General features: G+C 67.7%; 14 protein-coding genes. 7 read left to right on the top strand and 7 right to left on the bottom strand.

The annotated features are described in order from the left end of the window. Positions 1–46: 46 nt before the first annotated feature. Both cysN and cysD read right to left on the bottom strand, forming a co-directional pair. Positions 47–1,930, bottom strand: a complete 1,884-nt coding sequence (gene cysN / locus IU514_RS01440; RefSeq protein ID WP_194929280.1) for a sulfate adenylyltransferase subunit CysN — start codon at positions 1,928–1,930, stop codon at positions 47–49. After that, entirely contained in the window at positions 1,930–2,841 is a 912-nt protein-coding gene (gene cysD, locus IU514_RS01435; protein ID WP_194929279.1) for a sulfate adenylyltransferase subunit CysD, read from the bottom strand. The genes cysN and cysD overlap by 1 nt, the downstream gene beginning before the upstream one ends. Positions 2,842–3,036: 195 nt before the next feature. Here cysD and IU514_RS01430 point away from each other — a divergent pair, with 195 nt between their 5' ends. The 3 genes from IU514_RS01430 to IU514_RS01420 are packed head-to-tail and all read left to right on the top strand — an operon-like array spanning position 3,037 to position 7,315. Next, the gene (locus IU514_RS01430) at positions 3,037–4,863 is read left to right on the top strand and encodes an assimilatory sulfite reductase (NADPH) flavoprotein subunit (RefSeq protein WP_194929278.1); all 1,827 of its coding nucleotides are present in this window, start codon (positions 3,037–3,039) and stop codon (positions 4,861–4,863) included. After that, positions 4,863–6,581, top strand: coding sequence for an assimilatory sulfite reductase (NADPH) hemoprotein subunit (gene cysI, locus IU514_RS01425; protein ID WP_194929277.1), 1,719 nt, complete (start codon positions 4,863–4,865; stop codon positions 6,579–6,581). The genes IU514_RS01430 and cysI overlap by 1 nt, the downstream gene beginning before the upstream one ends. Continuing rightward, positions 6,578–7,315 carry a phosphoadenylyl-sulfate reductase gene (locus IU514_RS01420; RefSeq protein ID WP_194929276.1) on the top strand — a complete coding sequence of 246 codons (738 nt, stop codon included), beginning with the start codon at positions 6,578–6,580 and terminating at the stop codon, positions 7,313–7,315. The genes cysI and IU514_RS01420 overlap by 4 nt, the downstream gene beginning before the upstream one ends. A 3-nt stretch (positions 7,316–7,318) precedes the next feature. Here IU514_RS01420 and IU514_RS01415 read toward each other — a convergent pair whose 3' ends face one another. Together IU514_RS01415 and IU514_RS01410 are read right to left on the bottom strand one after the other, a co-directional pair. Then, positions 7,319–8,551, bottom strand: coding sequence for a glycosyltransferase (locus IU514_RS01415; protein ID WP_194929275.1), 1,233 nt, complete (start codon positions 8,549–8,551; stop codon positions 7,319–7,321). A 144-nt stretch (positions 8,552–8,695) separates the two neighbouring features. Beyond that, a complete protein-coding gene (locus IU514_RS01410; RefSeq protein WP_194929274.1) occupies positions 8,696–9,679 on the bottom strand; it encodes a LysR family transcriptional regulator in 984 nt (327 codons plus the stop codon). A gap of 254 nt (positions 9,680–9,933) precedes the next feature. Between IU514_RS01410 and cysG the strand changes: the two genes are divergently transcribed. The 4 genes from cysG to murU all read left to right on the top strand — a co-directional run bounded on the left by cysG (position 9,934) and on the right by murU (position 14,239). Next, positions 9,934–11,376 carry a siroheme synthase CysG gene (cysG, locus tag IU514_RS01405; RefSeq protein WP_194929273.1) on the top strand — a complete coding sequence of 481 codons (1,443 nt, stop codon included), beginning with the start codon at positions 9,934–9,936 and terminating at the stop codon, positions 11,374–11,376. 34 nt (positions 11,377–11,410) lie between these two features. Then, the gene (gene cysK / locus IU514_RS01400) at positions 11,411–12,388 is read left to right on the top strand and encodes a cysteine synthase A (protein WP_194929272.1); all 978 of its coding nucleotides are present in this window, start codon (positions 11,411–11,413) and stop codon (positions 12,386–12,388) included. 130 nt (positions 12,389–12,518) lie between these two features. Then, entirely contained in the window at positions 12,519–13,535 is a 1,017-nt protein-coding gene (locus IU514_RS01395; protein ID WP_194929271.1) for an aminoglycoside phosphotransferase family protein, read from the top strand. Beyond that, positions 13,532–14,239 (top strand): N-acetylmuramate alpha-1-phosphate uridylyltransferase MurU, encoded by a 708-nt coding sequence (murU, locus tag IU514_RS01390; RefSeq protein WP_194929270.1) that lies wholly within the window; start codon positions 13,532–13,534, stop codon positions 14,237–14,239. The genes IU514_RS01395 and murU overlap by 4 nt, the downstream gene beginning before the upstream one ends. 12 nt (positions 14,240–14,251) lie before the next feature. Here murU and hda read toward each other — a convergent pair whose 3' ends face one another. From hda to IU514_RS01375, 3 genes are read right to left on the bottom strand one after another with little or no spacing between them, the layout of a single operon-like run. Continuing rightward, positions 14,252–14,944 carry a DnaA regulatory inactivator Hda gene (gene hda, locus IU514_RS01385; RefSeq protein WP_194929269.1) on the bottom strand — a complete coding sequence of 231 codons (693 nt, stop codon included), beginning with the start codon at positions 14,942–14,944 and terminating at the stop codon, positions 14,252–14,254. 3 nt (positions 14,945–14,947) lie between these two features. Beyond that, the gene (locus IU514_RS01380) at positions 14,948–16,111 is read right to left on the bottom strand and encodes an AI-2E family transporter (RefSeq protein WP_194929268.1); all 1,164 of its coding nucleotides are present in this window, start codon (positions 16,109–16,111) and stop codon (positions 14,948–14,950) included. A 14-nt stretch (positions 16,112–16,125) separates the two neighbouring features. Further along, positions 16,126–17,229 carry a DUF2066 domain-containing protein gene (locus IU514_RS01375; RefSeq protein WP_324187759.1) on the bottom strand — a complete coding sequence of 368 codons (1,104 nt, stop codon included), beginning with the start codon at positions 17,227–17,229 and terminating at the stop codon, positions 16,126–16,128. Positions 17,230–17,277 lie beyond the last annotated feature (48 nt).

The raw sequence follows: 17,277 nt of genomic DNA, 5'->3' as shown, positions 1-17,277 counted from the left end.
GGGTTTTTTGTTGGCCGGAATGGAGCGCGGTCAATCGAGCCGGCGGTTAATCGAGCAAGTAGTCGATCACACGCTGCGCCAGGCGCTCGGCCGATTCATCGACCGTATCCAGCGACAGCTCGGCCGCTTCGGGCACCTCGTACGGCGAGTCGATGCCGGTGAAGTTCCGCAACTGGCCTGCGCGCGCTTTCGCGTACAGGCCCTTCACGTCGCGCTGCTCCGCCACTTCCAGCGGCGTGTCGATGTAGACCTCGACAAACTCACCGGGCGCGAACAGGTCACGTGCCATGCGCCGCTCGGCGCGGAACGGCGAGATGAAGCTCACCAGTACGATCAGCCCGGCATCGGACATCAGCTTGGCGACTTCGGCGACACGCCGGATGTTCTCGACGCGATCCTCGTCGGTGAAACCGAGGTCCTTGTTGAGGCCGTGGCGGACGTTGTCGCCGTCCAGAATAAACGTGTGGTAGCCCATCGCGTGCAGGCGCTTGTCGACCAGGTTGGCGATGGTCGATTTGCCCGAACCGGAGAGACCCGTGAACCACAGGCAGCGCGGTTGCTGGCCCTTGATGCGGGCCCGTGCGGTCTTGTCGACGTCAAGATGCTGCCAGTGGATGTTGCCGGCCCGGCGCAGCGCGAAATCGAGCGTACCGGCGGCGACCGTGGCGTTGCTTTGCCGGTCGATCAGGATGAATCCGCCAAGCGTGCGGTTGTCGGCATACGCCTCGAACGGAACGGGCTGATCGAGGTAGAGGTTGCAGTAGCCGACCTCGTTGAGCTCGAGGTGCTTGGCCGCAAGCGGCTCCTGCGTGTTCACGTCGATCTTGTGCTTGATCTCGGTCACGCTGGCGCTGACCGTGCGCGTGCCGATCTTCAGCCAGTAGGGCCGGCCCGGCAGCAGCGCCTGCTCTCCCATCCACAGCACGTGTGCGGCGAACTGGTCGGACACCTGCGGCGGATTGTGGCCCGCGGCGATGACGTCGCCGCGGCTGACGTCGAGTTCGTCCGCCAGTGTCAGCGTGATCGCCTGGCCTTCGCCGGCGGCGTCGAGGTCGCCGTCGGCGGTGACCACGCGTGCGACCTTCGAGCGGCGGCCCGACGGCAGGGCGACGATCTCATCGTCCGGCCGCACCGTGCCCGCCGCGACGGTTCCGGCGAAACCACGGAAGTCCTGGTTGGGCCGGTTGACCCACTGCACCGGCAGGCGAAAACCGACGTCATTGCCGGCGCGCTCGACCTGCACGGTTTCCAGGTATTCCAGCACGCTGGGGCCGTCGTACCACGGCATCTGCGCCGAGCGCACCAACAGGTTGTCGCCCTGCAGCGCAGACAGCGGCACGGCCTGCACGTGGGCGATGCCCAGTTGCTCCGCGAGCGCGCGGTAACCAGCGGCGATCTCGTCGAAGACGGCGAAGTCGTAACCCACCAGATCCATCTTGTTCACCGCCACCAGCACATGGCGGATGCCGAGTAGCGACACGATGTAGCTGTGGCGGCGCGTCTGCGGCAGCAGGCCCTTGCGCGCGTCGACCAGCACCACGGCGACGTCGGCCGTAGACGCGCCGGTGGCCATGTTGCGCGTGTACTGCTCGTGCCCCGGGCAATCAGCAACGATGAACTTGCGCTTCTCCGTACTGAAGAAGCGGTAGGCGACGTCGATGGTGATGCCCTGCTCGCGCTCGGCCGAAAGGCCATCCATCAGCAGCGCGTAGTCGATGGCATCGCCCTGCGTGCCGTGACGGCGGCTGTCGGATTCCAGCGCGGACAACTGGTCGGCGAACAGCGCGCGCGTTTCGTACAGCAACCGGCCGATCAGCGTGCTCTTGCCGTCGTCGACGCTGCCGCAGGTGATGAAACGGAGCAGGTCCTTCGTCTCGTGCTGCTGCAGGTAGGCGGCGACGGCCTCGGAGGGTTCATGCGCGCGCGACATCAGAAGTACCCCTCCTGCTTCTTCTTCTCCATGGACGCCGACGGGTCATGGTCGATCACCCGGCCCTGGCGTTCGGACGTGGTGGCCACCAGCATCTCGGCGATGATCTTCTCCAGCGTGTCGGCCTCGGACTCGATCGCGCCAGTGAGTGGATAGCAGCCGAGCGTGCGGAATCGCACTTGTTTCAGCCGCGGGGACTCGCCTTCGCGAAGCGGCAGGCGCTCGTCGTCAACCAGGATCAGCGCACCGTCGCGCTCCACCACGGGGCGCTGTGCGGCGAAATAGAGCGACGGCACCGGAATCTTCTCGCGGTAGATGTAGAGCCACACGTCCAACTCGGTCCAGTTGGACAGCGGGAACACGCGCACCGATTCGCCTTTGTGGATACGGGTGTTGTACAGGCTCCACAGCTCCGGACGCTGGTTCTTCGGGTCCCAGCGGTGCTGCGCGCTGCGGAACGAGAAGATGCGCTCCTTCGCACGCGACTTCTCCTCGTCGCGACGCGCACCGCCGATGGCGGCGTCGAAACCGTACTGGTCCAGCGCCTGCTTGAGGCCCTGGGTCTTCATCACATCGGTATGCACGGTCGCGCCGTGGCTGATTGGGCCGATGCCCTGGGCCACGCCCTCGGGATTCGTGTGCACGCGCAGGTCGACACCGGTCTCGCTGGCGCGACGGTCGCGGAAGGCGATCATCTCGCGGAACTTCCAGCCGGTATCGACATGCAGCAACGGAATCGGTGGACGCGCCGGATGGAAAGCCTTCAGCAACAGGTGCAGCAGCACCGAGCTGTCCTTGCCGATCGAATACAGCATCACCGGGTTGCGGAACTCGGCCGCAACCTCGCGCAGGATGTGGATGCTCTCGGCTTCGAGGCGGTCGAGGTGGCTCAGGTTCAGGGGCAAGGTCATCGTCGGATCTGGTTTCGCGGCGCCGTGCTTGCCTCCGTACCGAAGGCGGGGCGCGGCTATCTGACCACATTGTAGGAGGCGCCGCCGCTGGCGCCGGAAATAAGCGACTGGCATGACCGCATAACCCGGATTCCTTTCTTGCGCGGGCCTGCGAGGCCTAGCCTGCTGGACATCCCCAAGGTCCCGCCCGCACCGATGTCGGTCTCCAGTCCGCTTGCCTCCGCCGCATTCACGACGCCCCTTGCCGAAGACCGGCTGGTAGCGCTTGCCCGCGTCACCGAGGGGCTGGATGCGCCCGGCCTGTGGTGGTTGTCTGGCTACGCGGCCGGCCTGGCGGGCCGGGCATCAACCAATGCGCCACTGGCGCCAGTCGTCGATGCGCCCGCGGGCGCGCGCCTGACCATCGTCTACGGCAGCCAGACCGGCAATGCCAAGCGCCTGGCCGAACAACTGGCCCGCGAGAGCGAGGCCGCAGGGCTGGTGGTGCGCCTGCTTCGGGCCGATGCCTACCCGATCCGCGAACTGAAGGACGAGCGCCACCTCTATCTGGTCATCAGCACCCAAGGCGACGGCGACCCGCCGGACGATGCCCGCGCCCTGGTCGAGTTCATCACCGGCAGGCGCGCGCCGGAACTGAAGCAGCTGCACTACGCGGTACTTGGTCTGGGCGACTCCAGCTACCCGCAGTTCTGCGCGATTGGACAGAAGCTCGACGCACGACTCGCCGAACTGGGCGCGACGCGGCTGCTCCCACGCGGCGACGCCGACCTGGACATCGAATCCGTTGCGAATCCATGGATCGAACAGGCGCTGACCCGGGCGCGGGAATCGCTGAAGCCAGCCCTGCCACTGGCCACGGTGACGCCGTTGCGTCCGCTGCCGGCCGCTCCTGCCCACCATCGCGATGCGCCATTTGCGGCAGAGCTCCTGGGCAACCAGCGCATCACCGGTCGCGACAGCAGCAAGGACATCCGCCACATCGAGCTGTCGCTGGATGGCTCAGGACTCGATTACGAGCCCGGCGACGCGCTCGGCGTGTGGCCGTCGAATCCGCCGCAACTGGTCGACCAGGTCATCGCCACGCTGCGGCTCGATGGCGAGGCCGATATCGACCATGCCGGGCAGCGCCTGCCGTTGCGCGACTGGCTGGGCGGCAAGCTCGAACTGACCCGGCTGACGCGTCCTTTCCTGGCCAGTCATGCTGCACTCGCACGCAGCGACGAGCTCAACGATCTGATGGCGCCAGGCCAGCAGGCGAACCTCGCGCGCTTTCTCGCCACGACGCAGGTGATCGATCTGCTGCAACGGCATCCTGCCCCATGGAGTGCGGAAGAGCTGGTCGCCGCGCTTCGTCCGCTCACGCCGCGCCTGTACTCGATCGCGTCGAGCCGGAAACACGTCGGCGACGAAGCCCACCTGACCGTGGCGCATGTCGAGTACGACGACGGGCACGGCACGCGCTGGGGCGCGGCGTCCAACCTGCTGGCGCGCAGCCCGGAAGGCACGCAGCTGAAGGTGTTCATCGAAGCCAATGAACGGTTCCGCCTTCCAGCCGATGCATCCCGCGACGTGATCATGATCGGCCCGGGGACGGGCGTCGCACCGTTCCGCGGGTTCGTGCAGGAGCGCGCCGCGACACGCCCGGTGACGGCAGGCGCCCGCGGCCGCAACTGGCTGCTGTTCGGCAATCCTCACTTCCGCAGCGACTTCCTGTACCAGGCGGAATGGCAGCAGGCGCTCAAGGACGGGCAGCTGGACCGGATCGACCTCGCCTTCTCGCGCGACCAGGCGCACAAGGTCTACGCGCAGGACAGGCTGCGCGAGCACGGCCGAGAGCTGTTCGACTGGCTCGAAGGCGGCGCACACGTCTATGTTTGCGGTGATGCGGCGCGCATGGCACGCGACGTGCATACGGCGCTGCTGGCCGTCATCGCCGAACACGGCGGCAAGACGGTGGACGACGCCGGGGATTATCTCAACACCCTGCAACAGCAGGGGCGCTACGCACGGGACGTGTACTGATGAGCAGCCATTCCGTCGAGGACATCAAACAGCACAGCGCCCGCCTTCGCGGCACGCTGCTCGACTCGCTGGACAACCCGGTCACCGCCGCGCTGAACGACGACGACCAGACCCTGATCAAGTACCACGGTAGCTACCAGCAGGACGACCGCGACGTCCGCGAGGAACGCCGCCAGCAGAAGCTGGAGCCCGCCTACAGCTTCATGATCCGCACCCGCACTCCGGGCGGCGTGGTCACTCCGAAGCAATGGCTGCAGCTGGACGCGATCGCCACGACGTACGCCGAACGCGGGCTGCGCATCACCACGCGCCAGGCGTTCCAGTTGCATGGCGTGATCAAGACCGAACTGAAACCGACCATGCAGGCGATCAACGCGGCGTTGATCGACACGCTGGCCGCCTGCGGCGACGTCAACCGCAACGTCGCGGTCGCGGCCAACCCGCTGCAGTCGGAAGCGCACGCCGCCGTGCATGCGCACGCGGCGGCGCTGTCGGAGCATCTGCTGCCCAACACCCGCGCCTATTACGAGATCTGGCTGGACGAGGAGCGCATCGCCGGTAGCGGCAGCGAGGACGAGCCGATCTACGGCGCGAATTACCTGCCGCGCAAGTTCAAGATCGGCTTCGCGGTCCCGCCTTACAACGACGTCGACGTGTTCGCGCAGGACCTTGGCTTCATCGCAGTCATCCGCGACGGCGAAGTGGCCGGCTACAACGTCACCGTCGGCGGCGGCATGGGCGCCACGCACGGCGATCCGGAAACCTACCCGCGCCTGGGCGATGTGATCGGCTTCGTCACGCCGGACCAGGTGATCGCCATCGGCGAGGCGGTCGTCACGGCGCAGCGTGATTTCGGCAACCGCGCCGTCCGCAAGCGAGCACGGTTGAAGTACACGATCGACGACCGCGGGCTGGCGTGGTTCAAGTCCGAGGTGGAACGCCGCGCCGGTTTCACCCTTGCGGCCGCGGAGCCGTTCGAGTTCGTCCACAACGGCGACCGCTTCGGCTGGATCGAGTCCGGCGATGGCAACTCGCACCTGACGCTGCGGATTCCCGCCGGGCGCATCTGGGACCGCGATGGCCTCACGCACCTGAGCGGACTGCGTGAGGTTGCGCGGCTGCTGGAGGCAGAAGGCGAAGGCGAAGGCGCGCAGTTTCGCCTCACGCCCAACCAGAACCTCGTGATTGCCGGCGTTCCGGCGGCACTGCGCGGGCGCGTCGACGGTCTGGTGGAACGCTTCGGGCTTGACGGCTACCGCAGCGCGAGCCCGTTGCGCCGCAATGCGTTGGCCTGCGTCGCACTGCCGACCTGCGGCCTCGCCATGGCCGAAGCGGAGCGTTACCTGCCCGATCTCGTCGAAAAGATCGAGGGTCTGCTCGACACCCACGGCCTGCGCGACGCGCCGATCCACCTGCGCATCAGCGGCTGCCCGAACGGCTGCTCGCGCCCCTACCTTGGCGAGATCGCCCTCGTCGGCAAGGCGCCGGGGCGATACAACCTGATGCTGGGCGCCGACCACCGCGGCCAGCGCCTGAACGCGTTGCACCGCGAGAACATCGCCGAGCCGGAGATCCTGGCCTCGCTCGACCCGCTGTTCGCCGACTACGCGGCGATGCGCGCCGATGGCGAGGGTTTCGGCGACTTCCTCGTGCGCCGCGGCGTCGTGCCGATCCGGCCTTCCATTCCCCTCTTACTGCGCACGGAGGACGCCGCATGAGCGCGCCACCTGACCCCATCACCGCCGCGGAGTCTCCGCGCGCACTGGCCGAACTGAACCGCTGGTTGGGCGCCCGCAGCGCCGAGGAACGCGTCGCGTGGGCGCTTCAACACACCGCGGGCTCGCACGCGCTGTCGTCCAGCTTCGGCGCGCAGGCCGCGGTGTCGCTGCATCTGGTCACGCGCCAGTCGCCCCGGATCCCGGTGATCCTGGTCGATACCGGCTACCTGTTCCCGGAGACGTACCGCTTCGTCGACCAGCTCACCGAGCATCTTGGCCTCAACCTGAAGGTCTATCGCCCGCAGATCGGCATCGCCTGGATGGAGGCCCGCTTTGGCAGGCTGTGGGAGAACGGCATCGAAGGCATCGAGCGCTACAACCGCATGCGCAAGGTCGAGCCGATGCAGCGTGCGCTCGACGAGCTTGGGGTGCGCACGTGGATTGCCGGGTTGCGCCGCAGCCAGGCGCGCACGCGCGCCGGCATCGAGTTCATCGAGCTGCGCGATGGACGCTGGAAGCTGCATCCGATCGCCGACTGGAGCGATCGTGACGTCTGGACCTATCTGCAGCAGCACGACCTGCCCTATCACCCGCTCTGGCATGAGGGCTATGTCTCGATCGGCGACGTGCATACGACACGGCCGCTGCAGCCGGGCATGCAGGAAGAGGACACCCGCTTCTTCGGGCTCAAGCGCGAATGCGGCCTGCACTTCGACGAGCCGAACGCGGCATAGGCGCTAGCCGGCCATGATCCGTTCGATCGCCTGGATGGCGTAGGCCAGACCGTTCTCCGTGCGCATCTGTTCACCCAACCGGCACGCACGTGCGAGCACCGGCGCCTGCTCCGCGTAGTCGATCGCCCGCGCGAGCGGCGCCGCCTTCAACCGGTGGCCATTAACCGCATCGCCGGCAACGCCCGCACGCCGGAGCCGGTCGGCCCAGAACCACTGGTCGCCTGCAAAGGGCACCACGACAGAGGGCACGCCGGCGCGGGCCGCCGAATGAGTCGTGCCCGAACCGCCGTGGTGGATCACGGCCGATACTTTCGGGAACAACCACGCATGCGGCGTATCCCCCAGCACGAAGAAGTTGCCGGGCAGCTCAAGTTCTTCGTCCCCGCTCCATCCGGGATAGAACAGCGCGCGGCGGCCTGCCACTGCAGACACCACCTCGCGCAGCAGCGCGGCCCTGTCGAACCCCACCATGCTGCCGAAGCCGACATAGAGCGGCGGCTCGCCCGCCTCCAGGAACTCAGACAACGCCTTCGGCGGCGCCCACTGGCTTTCCGGCGGCAGCCATTGCCCGCACAAATGCGCGTAGCTCGGCCAGTCCGCCGGCGGCGGCACCAGGCTCGGCGAGATGCCGTAGAGCATTGGATGTGTGGTCCAGTTCTTCCTGCGCGGCGGAAGTCCGAACACCTTCGCGCGTGCGGCATTGGTCGAGGTGCGGAACGCACGCCACAACATCGCATTGACGAATTCGTGGCTGAGCCCGTTCAGCGCACGCGGCACGCGCGAAGGCGGCAGGAAGGGGGTGGCGAAGTCGGACGTCGGCGAAAGCGGAATGAAACCCGCTCCGATCGCCTTGATGCCCAAATGCTCCGCTGCTGAAAACCCTACGAAGGCGGCCAATGCCGACACGATGAGCGCATCGCTTCCTTCGGCGGCCTCGGCGATCTCGCGCAGCCACGGCTCCGCGTTCGCATTGGCTATGCCGGCCAGTGCTTTGGCCGTGCTGTTGAGTCCATGGTCCTTGCCGACCACGTTCGAGATCGCGACCGAGGGATCGAGCGTGCCACGGATGTCGCCGGTCAATGCCCTGGCCGGCACGCCCAGCGCCTGCGGGACACCCAGCGTTGCGTGATCAGCGAGCAGCGTCGCCTCATGACCCGCGTCCATCAGGGCGCGGCACAACGCTGCCAGGGGCCTGACGTCGCCCTCGGTTCCGTAAGTGGCTACCACGAACTTCATCGGCGGAAAATTCCGTTCGAACTGTCGCGCCATGTTACGGAGCAGCGTGCCTCCGGCCTACGAATCGGGTAGCTGATAATTAATTCAGCGCGTCCCGCGCATGGCGTGAATCGGTGCGGACCCGGCATGAACAGGCCGAACCGATCACAACGTGATCGGTTGGCCCAGCTCGCTCCATGTCGGTGCCTGCGGCCAGTGCGGCTCGAGGTTGCCCTCCAGCACGCGGCGCAGATCGCGGCGATCGAGTTGTGGCGCGACACCATGCAGCAGCGCCAGCGCGTACTCGCGCAGCACGCGAGCACGCGGAATCACCGCCCAGGTGACGCATTCGGGCAGTTCCGCAGGTGCAGGCAATGCCTTGAGGTCGACGTCGCGCGTGGTGACTGCCATTTCGGCAAGCACGCCGACACCGAGCCCCGCCCGCACGTAGGTCTTGATCAGGTCGGCGTCGCGCGCGGTGATCGCCAGTTGCGGCTCCAGGCCGCGCGAAAGGAAAGCGCGCCGCAACGAGGATTCGGGCTTGTTCGAGGATTCGTAGCTGACCAGCGGATGCGCCGCCAGCTCGGCCAGCGTCGGCGCGCGATCGAGCGCGGCCAGCGGATGCGAGCGAGGCACCAGCACGACGCGACGCCAGCGATACAGCGGCACGGCCACGCCACCCTCGGGCTCGGCGCCGGCGGTGCTGATCAATGCCAGGTCCGCTTCGCCGCGCGCGAGTTGTTCCAGCACTTCGCCGTCGGCGGCCGCCTGCAGGTGCATGCTGACCTGGGGGAACTCGCGCTTTACCGACGCGATGACGTCCGGCAATACGAAACGTGCCTGCGTGTGGGTGGTGGCGAGCACGAGCCGGCCCGTGTGCTGGCCGCGCTCGTTGGCCGCATAGGCGCGGATGTTGGCGGCTTCTTCGAGGATCCGGCGCGCGTGGGCGAGCACCCGTTCGCCGGCGGGCGCGACCGCTTCGAGGCTGCGGCCCTTGCGCGTGAACAGCTGGAATCCGAGTTCGTCCTCGAGCTGTTTGAGCTGCTTGGACAGGCCGGGTTGCGTGGCATGGACGCGCTCGGCGGCCAGCGTGATGTTGAGGCCGGAATCGGCGATGGCGACGAGATAGCGGAGCTGGGTGAGGGTCATGTCGGTGGGAGCGGGAATGGTGGCGAGGCAGGCACGGAGGCACCTGGGGTGGCGGTTCGCGGCTGGACTCGACAACACATCGACTTCATATATCGCTCAATACGAATGGAAAGATAGATAAAACCTACCCGACCGGACGCCTCCTGTCCAGCTCATGCCTTTCCGGCATGGGTACAGGCGCCCGCGTCATTTCCCGGATCAGGCGGCGCTCACTAGCGTTCACCGTACCGCCCCTCCCCGCCGCGATCGACACCATGGCCAATCCGCCCGCCGTCACCAGGCTATTCCCTGTTTTCGCCGACCTGCGCGGCCGCATCGCGCTGGTGGTCGGTGGCGGCCCCGTGGCCCAGCGCAAGATCGAGGCGCTGCTGGACGCCGGGGCGCTGGTCCGGGTCGGAGCCCCTGAGTTGACCGGCGTACTGGCCGGATGGGCCGCGGACAGACGCATCGAGCACCTCGCTGGCCCCTTCCGGGCGGACTGGCTCGAGGACACCTGGCTGGTGGTCGCCGCGACAAACGACCCGACCGTGAATCAGGCCGTCGCCGACGCCGCCCAGGCGCGCCGGATCTGGGCGAACGTGGTCGACGACGCCAACGCATCGACCGTGCAGATTCCCGCCCGCGTCGAACGGGGCCCGCTGCAGGTGGCAATTTCCAGTGGCGGAGGCGCACCGATGCTGGCGCGTCACCTGCGCGAGCAACTGGAGACCTCGCTCGACGATTCGATCGAAACACTGGCCAAGTTGCTCATCCGCGAACGCGAGCGCATCCGGGCACATTACCCGGACACCGGCGAGCGCCGTCGCTTCTTCGACCGGCTGCTGAAAGGTCCGGTGCCGCGCTTGCTGCGACAAGGGCGACACCTCGCCGCGGAGCGGGAGTTCGCGATCGCGCTTGGTCAAAAGAAGGACGCACCGCGTGGTTCGGTTGCGCTGGTCGGCGCCGGTCCCGGCGATCCGGGCTTGCTGACGTTGCGTGCATTGCGCGTGCTCAACGAAGCCGACGTCATCCTCCACGACCGCCTCGTCAGCGGCGAGGTGCTGCAGCTGGCGCGCCGCGATGCCGAGCGCATCGAGGTCGGCAAACAGGCAGGCAACCACCACGCCACGCAGGATCAGATCCATGCGCTGATGCTCGAGCACGCCCGCGCCGGCAATCGCGTGGTGCGCTTGAAGGGCGGCGACCCGTTCGTATTCGGACGCGGCGGCGAGGAACTCGAAGTACTGCGTGCGAACGGCATCGATTACGAAGTCGTGCCCGGCATCACCGCCGCGCTGGGCTGCGCCGCCTATGCCGGCGTACCGCTGACCCACCGCGATCACGCGCAGTCGGTGCGCCTGGTCACCGCGCATTGCCGCGATTCGCTGGACACGCTGGATTGGGCTGCGCTCGCGCAGGAGCGGCAGACGCTCGCCGTGTACATGGGCGTGGCCGGGCTGGAGGCATTTCGGGACCAGCTGGTCACGCACGGTCGCGACCCGTCGACACCGTTCGCGTTGGTCGAAAACGCTTCGCGCACGAACCAGCGCGTCGTCACCGGGCCGCTGTCGGAACTGCCGGAGCGTGCACACGCGCATTCCGTGCAATCGCCTGCATTGCTGATCGTTGGCGAGGTAGCCGCGTTCGCAGAGACATTGCACTGGTTCGGTGCTGCACCGCTGGGCAGCGCAACGCGCGGCATCGCCCAGGCGGCCTGACCCACCCGGCAAGACATTCGACAGGAGCACATCGATGGCCCTCTACGACAACATCCTCGACACCGTCGGCAACACGCCGATCGTCAAGCTGCATCGCATCGCGCCGAAGCACGTCACTCTCTACGCCAAAGTCGAAGCCTTCAATCCGGGAGGATCGGTCAAGGACCGCCTCGCATTGGCGATCGTGCTCGATGCCGAGCGCAAAGGCCTGCTGAAACCGGGGCAGACGATCGTGGAGGCCACTTCCGGCAACACCGGCATCGCGCTGGCGATGGTCGCCGCCGCGCGAGGTTATCCGTTCGTGGCGGTGATGACCGAGACCTTCTCGGTGGAGCGCCGCAAACTGATGCGCGCATACGGCGCCAGGGTGATCCTGACGCCGGCCGCCGAGCGCGGCAGCGGCATGGTGCGCAAGGCCAAGGAACTGGCGGACAAACATGGCTGGTTCCTCGCCCGCCAGTTCGAGAACGAAGCCAACCCGGCCTGGCACCGCAACACCACCGGCCCCGAAGTCCTGCGCGACTTCGCTGGCAAGCGGCTGGACTATTTCGTCAGCGGCTGGGGCACCGGGGGCACGATCACCGGCGCAGGCGAAGTACTGAAGCTCGCGCGACCGGACCTCAAGGTGATCGCCAGCGAGCCCGCCGGCGCGGCGCTGCTGTCGGGCAAGGACTGGCAGCCGCACAAGATCCAGGGTTGGACGCCGGACTTCCTGCCGGCCGTGCTCAGCCGCACCATCGCCGACGAAGTGCTGCCGGTCGACGAGGTCCTGGCGCGCGACACGGCACGCCGCCTGGCCGCCGAGGAAGGCGTGTTCGTCGGCATTTCCGCCGGCGCGACGGTCGCGGCCGCGCTGAAGGTCGCGGAAAGCGCTCCCGAGGGTTCGGTGCTGCTGGCCGTGCTGCCCGATACAGGAGAACGCTACCTGTCGACGTTCCTGTTCGAAGGAGTCCTGGAGGGATCCGACGACGAGTGGCTGGCATCGCTGGAGCGCGAAACGGTCGCCGCCTGACACGGAAGTGCCAGAGCCTGAATCCGCCCCCGATCGGGCGCCCTTCGCAGTTATCGAGGCCCGGCATTCCCCGGCGCGCAGCGGCTCGTTACGCTGTGTGCCTGCGGCCGTTCCGCCGCATGGAGAGTGCATGACCGTAGTCCCTTCTTCGGCCGAGGCCGACGCACGCGAAATCGAGCGGCTGGTCTGGGCCCGCGACGCCACGGGCGACGCTTCCCTGCGACTGCAGCGCGCATCGGTCGATGCCGGCTTCCGCAGCTATTGGCGAGCGAATCCACGCGACGGTGGCAGCGTCATCGTGATGGACTCTCCGCCGGGACTGGAAGACGTGCGCCCTTGGCTGCGCATGCGCGACCTGCTGGAAGGCGGCGGCGTGCGCGTCCCGCACGTGCTGGTGCAGGACGTCGACAAGGGGTTCCTGCTGCTCGAGGACCTGGGCGGACCGACGCTGGCGCAGACCATCGACGATGCCAGCGCCGACGCGCATTTCGAGGCTGCGCTCGTTCAGTTGCTGCGACTGCAGGCGATCCCGCCGCCGCCGGGCATCGGCGAGTTCGGCGAGGCACTGCTGCAGCGTGATGCCGGATTGTTCGAGGAATGGTTCCTGCGCCGCCACCTCGGTATCGCACTCGACTGCGGCGACCTGGAGCGGTTGGAACTGGTGCAGCGCCGGCTGATGGACAACGCGCTGTCGCAACCTCGCGTGCTGACGCACCGCGACTTCATGCCGCGCAACCTGATGCCGGTGCCCGATGGCCCGGCGGTGCTGGACTTCCAGGACTGCGTGCTGGGCCCGATCGCCTATGACCCGATCAGCCTCTTCAAGGATGCATTCCTGAGCTGGCCACTGGCACGCGTGGATGAGTGGATCGGCCGCTATCACGCGCGCGCTATCGACGCCGGCCTGCCGGTACCTCCGCTGGAGCATTTCCGTCGCGACGCCGATTGGCTCGGCATCCAGCGCCACCTGAAAATCCTCGGCATCTTCTCGCGCCTGCACTACCGCGACGGCAAGTCCAAGTACCTGCCGGATGCGCCGCGCTTCATCACCTACCTCGACGAGGTGTTGCCGCGTTACGCGGAACTGGCGCCGCTGCGCGAACTGCTCGACACCCGCATCCGCCCGGCGATGGAGCGCAAGGCATGAAGGCATTGATCTTCGCGGCCGGCCTGGGCGAACGCATGCGGCCGCTCACCGACACCACGCCGAAGCCGTTACTGGAAGTCGCGGGCAAACCGCTGATCGTCTGGCACCTGGAGAAGCTCGCCGCGATCGGCATCCGCGACATCGTGATCAACACCAGTTGGCTGGCGCCGCAGTTCCCGCAGACGCTGGGCGACGGAGCGCGCTGGGGCCTGCGCCTGCACTATTCCTATGAAGGCACGCAGCCGCTGGAAACCGGCGGCGGCATGCTGCATGCGCTGCCGTTGCTGGGCGAGTCGCCATTCCTGCTGGTCAATGGCGATATCTGGACCGACTACGACTTCGCGCGGCTGCCGCGCGAGCCGGCGGGCCTGGCCCATCTGGTGATGGTCGATCGCCCCGTGCAGGCGACGCAGGGAGATTTCGCGCTCGACGATGGCGGGCTGGTGCGCGGCGATGGGCCGCATCGCCTCACCTATGCCGGTCTCGGCATATACCGCCCGCAACTTCTCGATGGCTGGCGCGCGCACAGCAGCGATGCCGGCGCCGATGCCACGCCACCGCGCTTCCGGCTGGCGCCGATCCTGCGCGCTCACATGGAGGAGCACCGCATCAGCGGTGAGCACCATCGCGGCCAATGGACCGATGTCGGCACGCCACAGCGCCTGCAGGCATTGAACGAATCGCTGGCCTCAGGCATCGCCTGAAGCCGCAGGGATTCAGCCCAGCGTCTGCCGCAGGAAAGGCACGGTGATGCGGCGCTGCGCCGCGAGCGAGGCGCGGTCGAGGCGGTCGAGCAAAGCGGTCAGTCCGCCCAGGTCGCGGCCAACGCGCTTGAGCAGCCAGTCCAGCGCGGGCTCTTCCAGCACCAGGCCACGCCGCTGTGCGCGCTGGCGAAGCACTTCGCGCCGGCCTTCGTCGTCGAGCGGAGTCAGCGTGATGCGCGTGCATTGCCCCAGGCGCGAGCGCAGGTCGGGCAGGCCCAGCCCGATCGCATCGGGAATGTCTCGCGCGGAGTACACCAGGCGAATGCCAGCGGCACGCGCACGATTGTGCGCGTCGAACAGCGCGACCTCGTCGTCACGGCTGCCAGCGATCGCTTCCAGGCCATCCAGCGCGATCAGGTCGTTGCCTTCCAGCGCCTCCAGCGCGTCGCGCAGACGCCCGGTCGCCGCGATCAGCGGCAAGTAGGCGGCGCGGCGCGCTGCCGCTTCCGCGGCAGCGCAGGTGCCGAGTAGCAGATGGGTCTTGCCGACGCCTGCAGGCCCGGCCAAGTACACATTGTCGAACTGGCCGTCCTGCGCGGCCAGGGCGCGCAACAGCTCGGCCGCGCCGGCCGGCGCGTGCACGAAGGTGTCCAGGCGCTGGTCGGGCGGATACCGCAACGTCAGCGGCAACTGCGGAATACTCACTGCTTACTTCTCTTCCTGCTCCGCGCGCGGCGCGAGATGCGGATCGGCCAGCGGATCCACCGGCACGATCGCGCCGGCCGTGTGTTCGCCGACGTACAACCGGCTGTGGCGATAGCGCTCCTGCGCATAGCGCAGCAGCACGTTGGCAACGGCGGCCACCGGCAGTGCCAGCAGCATGCCGAGGAAACCGAACAACTGGCCGCCAGCCAGCACCGCGAAAATCACCGCCACCGGATGCAGGCCGATGCGGTCTCCGACCAGCTTCGGCGTCAGCACATAGCTTTCGATCATCTGGCCGATGCCGAACACGATCAGCACGCCGGCCACGTGCTGCCAGTCGCCGAACTGGACCAGCGCCGCGATGACGCCCAGCACGATGCCGCTGGTCGGTCCCAGGTACGGCACGAAGGTCAGCAGGCCGGCGATGAAGCCGATCAGGATGCCGAGGTCCAGACCTACGCCCCACAGGCCCAGGCCATAGAGGACACCCAGCACCAGCATCACCAGGAACTGGCCCTTCAGGAACGCACCCAGCACGTCGCTGGATTCGCGGGCGAGGCGGCTGACCGTCTCCAGATGATCGCGCGGGATCAACGACGCGACGCGCTCGACCAGCAGGTCCCAGTCGCGCAGGAAGTAGAACGTGATGATCGGCAGCAGCAGGATGTTCGCGACGACCGCCATCACGGCGAAGCCCGAACGCGACAGGTAGCCCAGCAGCGTGGTGGCGATGCCGCCGGCACGCTCCCAGTTGTCGCGAACCAGCTGCGTGATGTGGCCGAGGTCGAACCATTCGGTCAGCTCGATGCCCAGCTTCGCCTCCAGCCAGGGAAGCGCCGTCAGCATGAACCAGTCGCGGTAACTCGGCAGCGACGTCACCAGGGTGGCGATCTGACGTTCGATCAACGGCACGAGGATCAGCAGCGCGATCAGCACCAGCAGTGCCATCAGCGAGTACACCATCGTCACCGCGACGTTGCGCGAGCGGCCCGAACGCTGCAGACGGTCGACCAGCGGATCGCCGAGCCAGGCCAGCATCAGCGCGAATACGAACGGCGTCAGGATCGGCGCCAGCAACCACAGCAGCCAGCAGGCCGCGGCGCCCACCGCGGCCCATTGCAGGCGTTTCAGGAATCGGGCGATGTCATGGTTGGGTGCGGAATCCATTCGGTGCGTTCCCGTCAGTTGAGCCTGTACACCGGCGGCTCGCCCTCGCCGCCGCTGAGCACGTCGTCGCGCAGGAGTGCGCGGCGCAGGCCTTCCGGCCCGGTCAGCAGTTCCAGGTCAAACTCCATGCCTTCGGGCGTCGCCCGGACCGGGGTCAGCTTGCGCACCACCTGCTGCTTCTGCAGGTAGCCGGCCAGGCGGATGAAGTCCTCGCTGCTGGCCATGCCGGTGAAGATCACGCGGTACGTACCCGGCAGGCCGAGGCTGGTGCCGCGCTTGGCGTAGCGCTTGATCAGTGCGTCGGCCGCGCCATCGGCGCCGGTGGCCATCAGCTTGCGTGCGTCGGCATCGCTGCCCGACCACTTCGACAGCACCTTGCCGCTGTCGACGAAGATCCAGTCCGCTGTCCAGCCGGTGGCGCTGCGGTACAGCTTGCCGACCAGCTGCATCGGCGGGCTGTAGGCGCTCGAGGCGCGTGCCACGGCGGCGGTATCGCCGCGCCAGATCGCGCCGACCGCAGCCTGCTCGGCGGCGGTGCCGTTCGGGAGGCCGAGCCGGTATCCCCGGTCGATGGCACGGTTCAGGGCCGGTCGCGCGGCATTGACCTGCTTCAGGCCGACCAGGCGCGGGCCCGAGCCATCGTCGATCGCCAGCCACAGGACCGGCTTCGGACGGGGCTGCGGCCAGACCGGCAGGCCCAGGATCGCGGCCAGCTCGTTCACCCGCTCCTCGTCGAAGCGGACGATCAGCGTGGTGCCGAACGTCGGCGCGCCCTGGGCCGAGACGCCCTCGTCCTGGCGATAGTCGTAATCGGCGACGTAGTCCTTGGCCCGGCGCAGCTCCTGGCCGACACCCGGCTTGGAGGCCGCACCGCGGTCGCCAGTCAGCTTGCCCAGTACCTGGGCCAGTCCACGGGCAAAGGCGGTGTTGCGTTCGGGCTCGCCCTGCCCGTTCACCGAGATTTCGGCGGCGTAGAGGCCTTCGGCCTTGGCGCGATCGCCTTCCACGCGCTGCGCGGCGGCGGTGAAGCTCGCCAGCAGGAGCATCGACATTGCGAACGCAATGCCCAGCGCCCGGAACTTCCAGCGCAGTGTCGCCACACGGTTTGCCCGAACCATCGCCTTCCTTAGGGGTGCGTGATGAGTCGAAATGGTGCCGTAGCCGGC

This window comes from Lysobacter niastensis, from assembly GCF_015453285.1.
Lineage (GTDB): Bacteria > Pseudomonadota > Gammaproteobacteria > Xanthomonadales > Xanthomonadaceae > Lysobacter_J > Lysobacter_J niastensis.
Note: the sequence above shows the minus strand (reverse complement) of the source record. Positions and strands in the feature narration are given on the sequence as shown.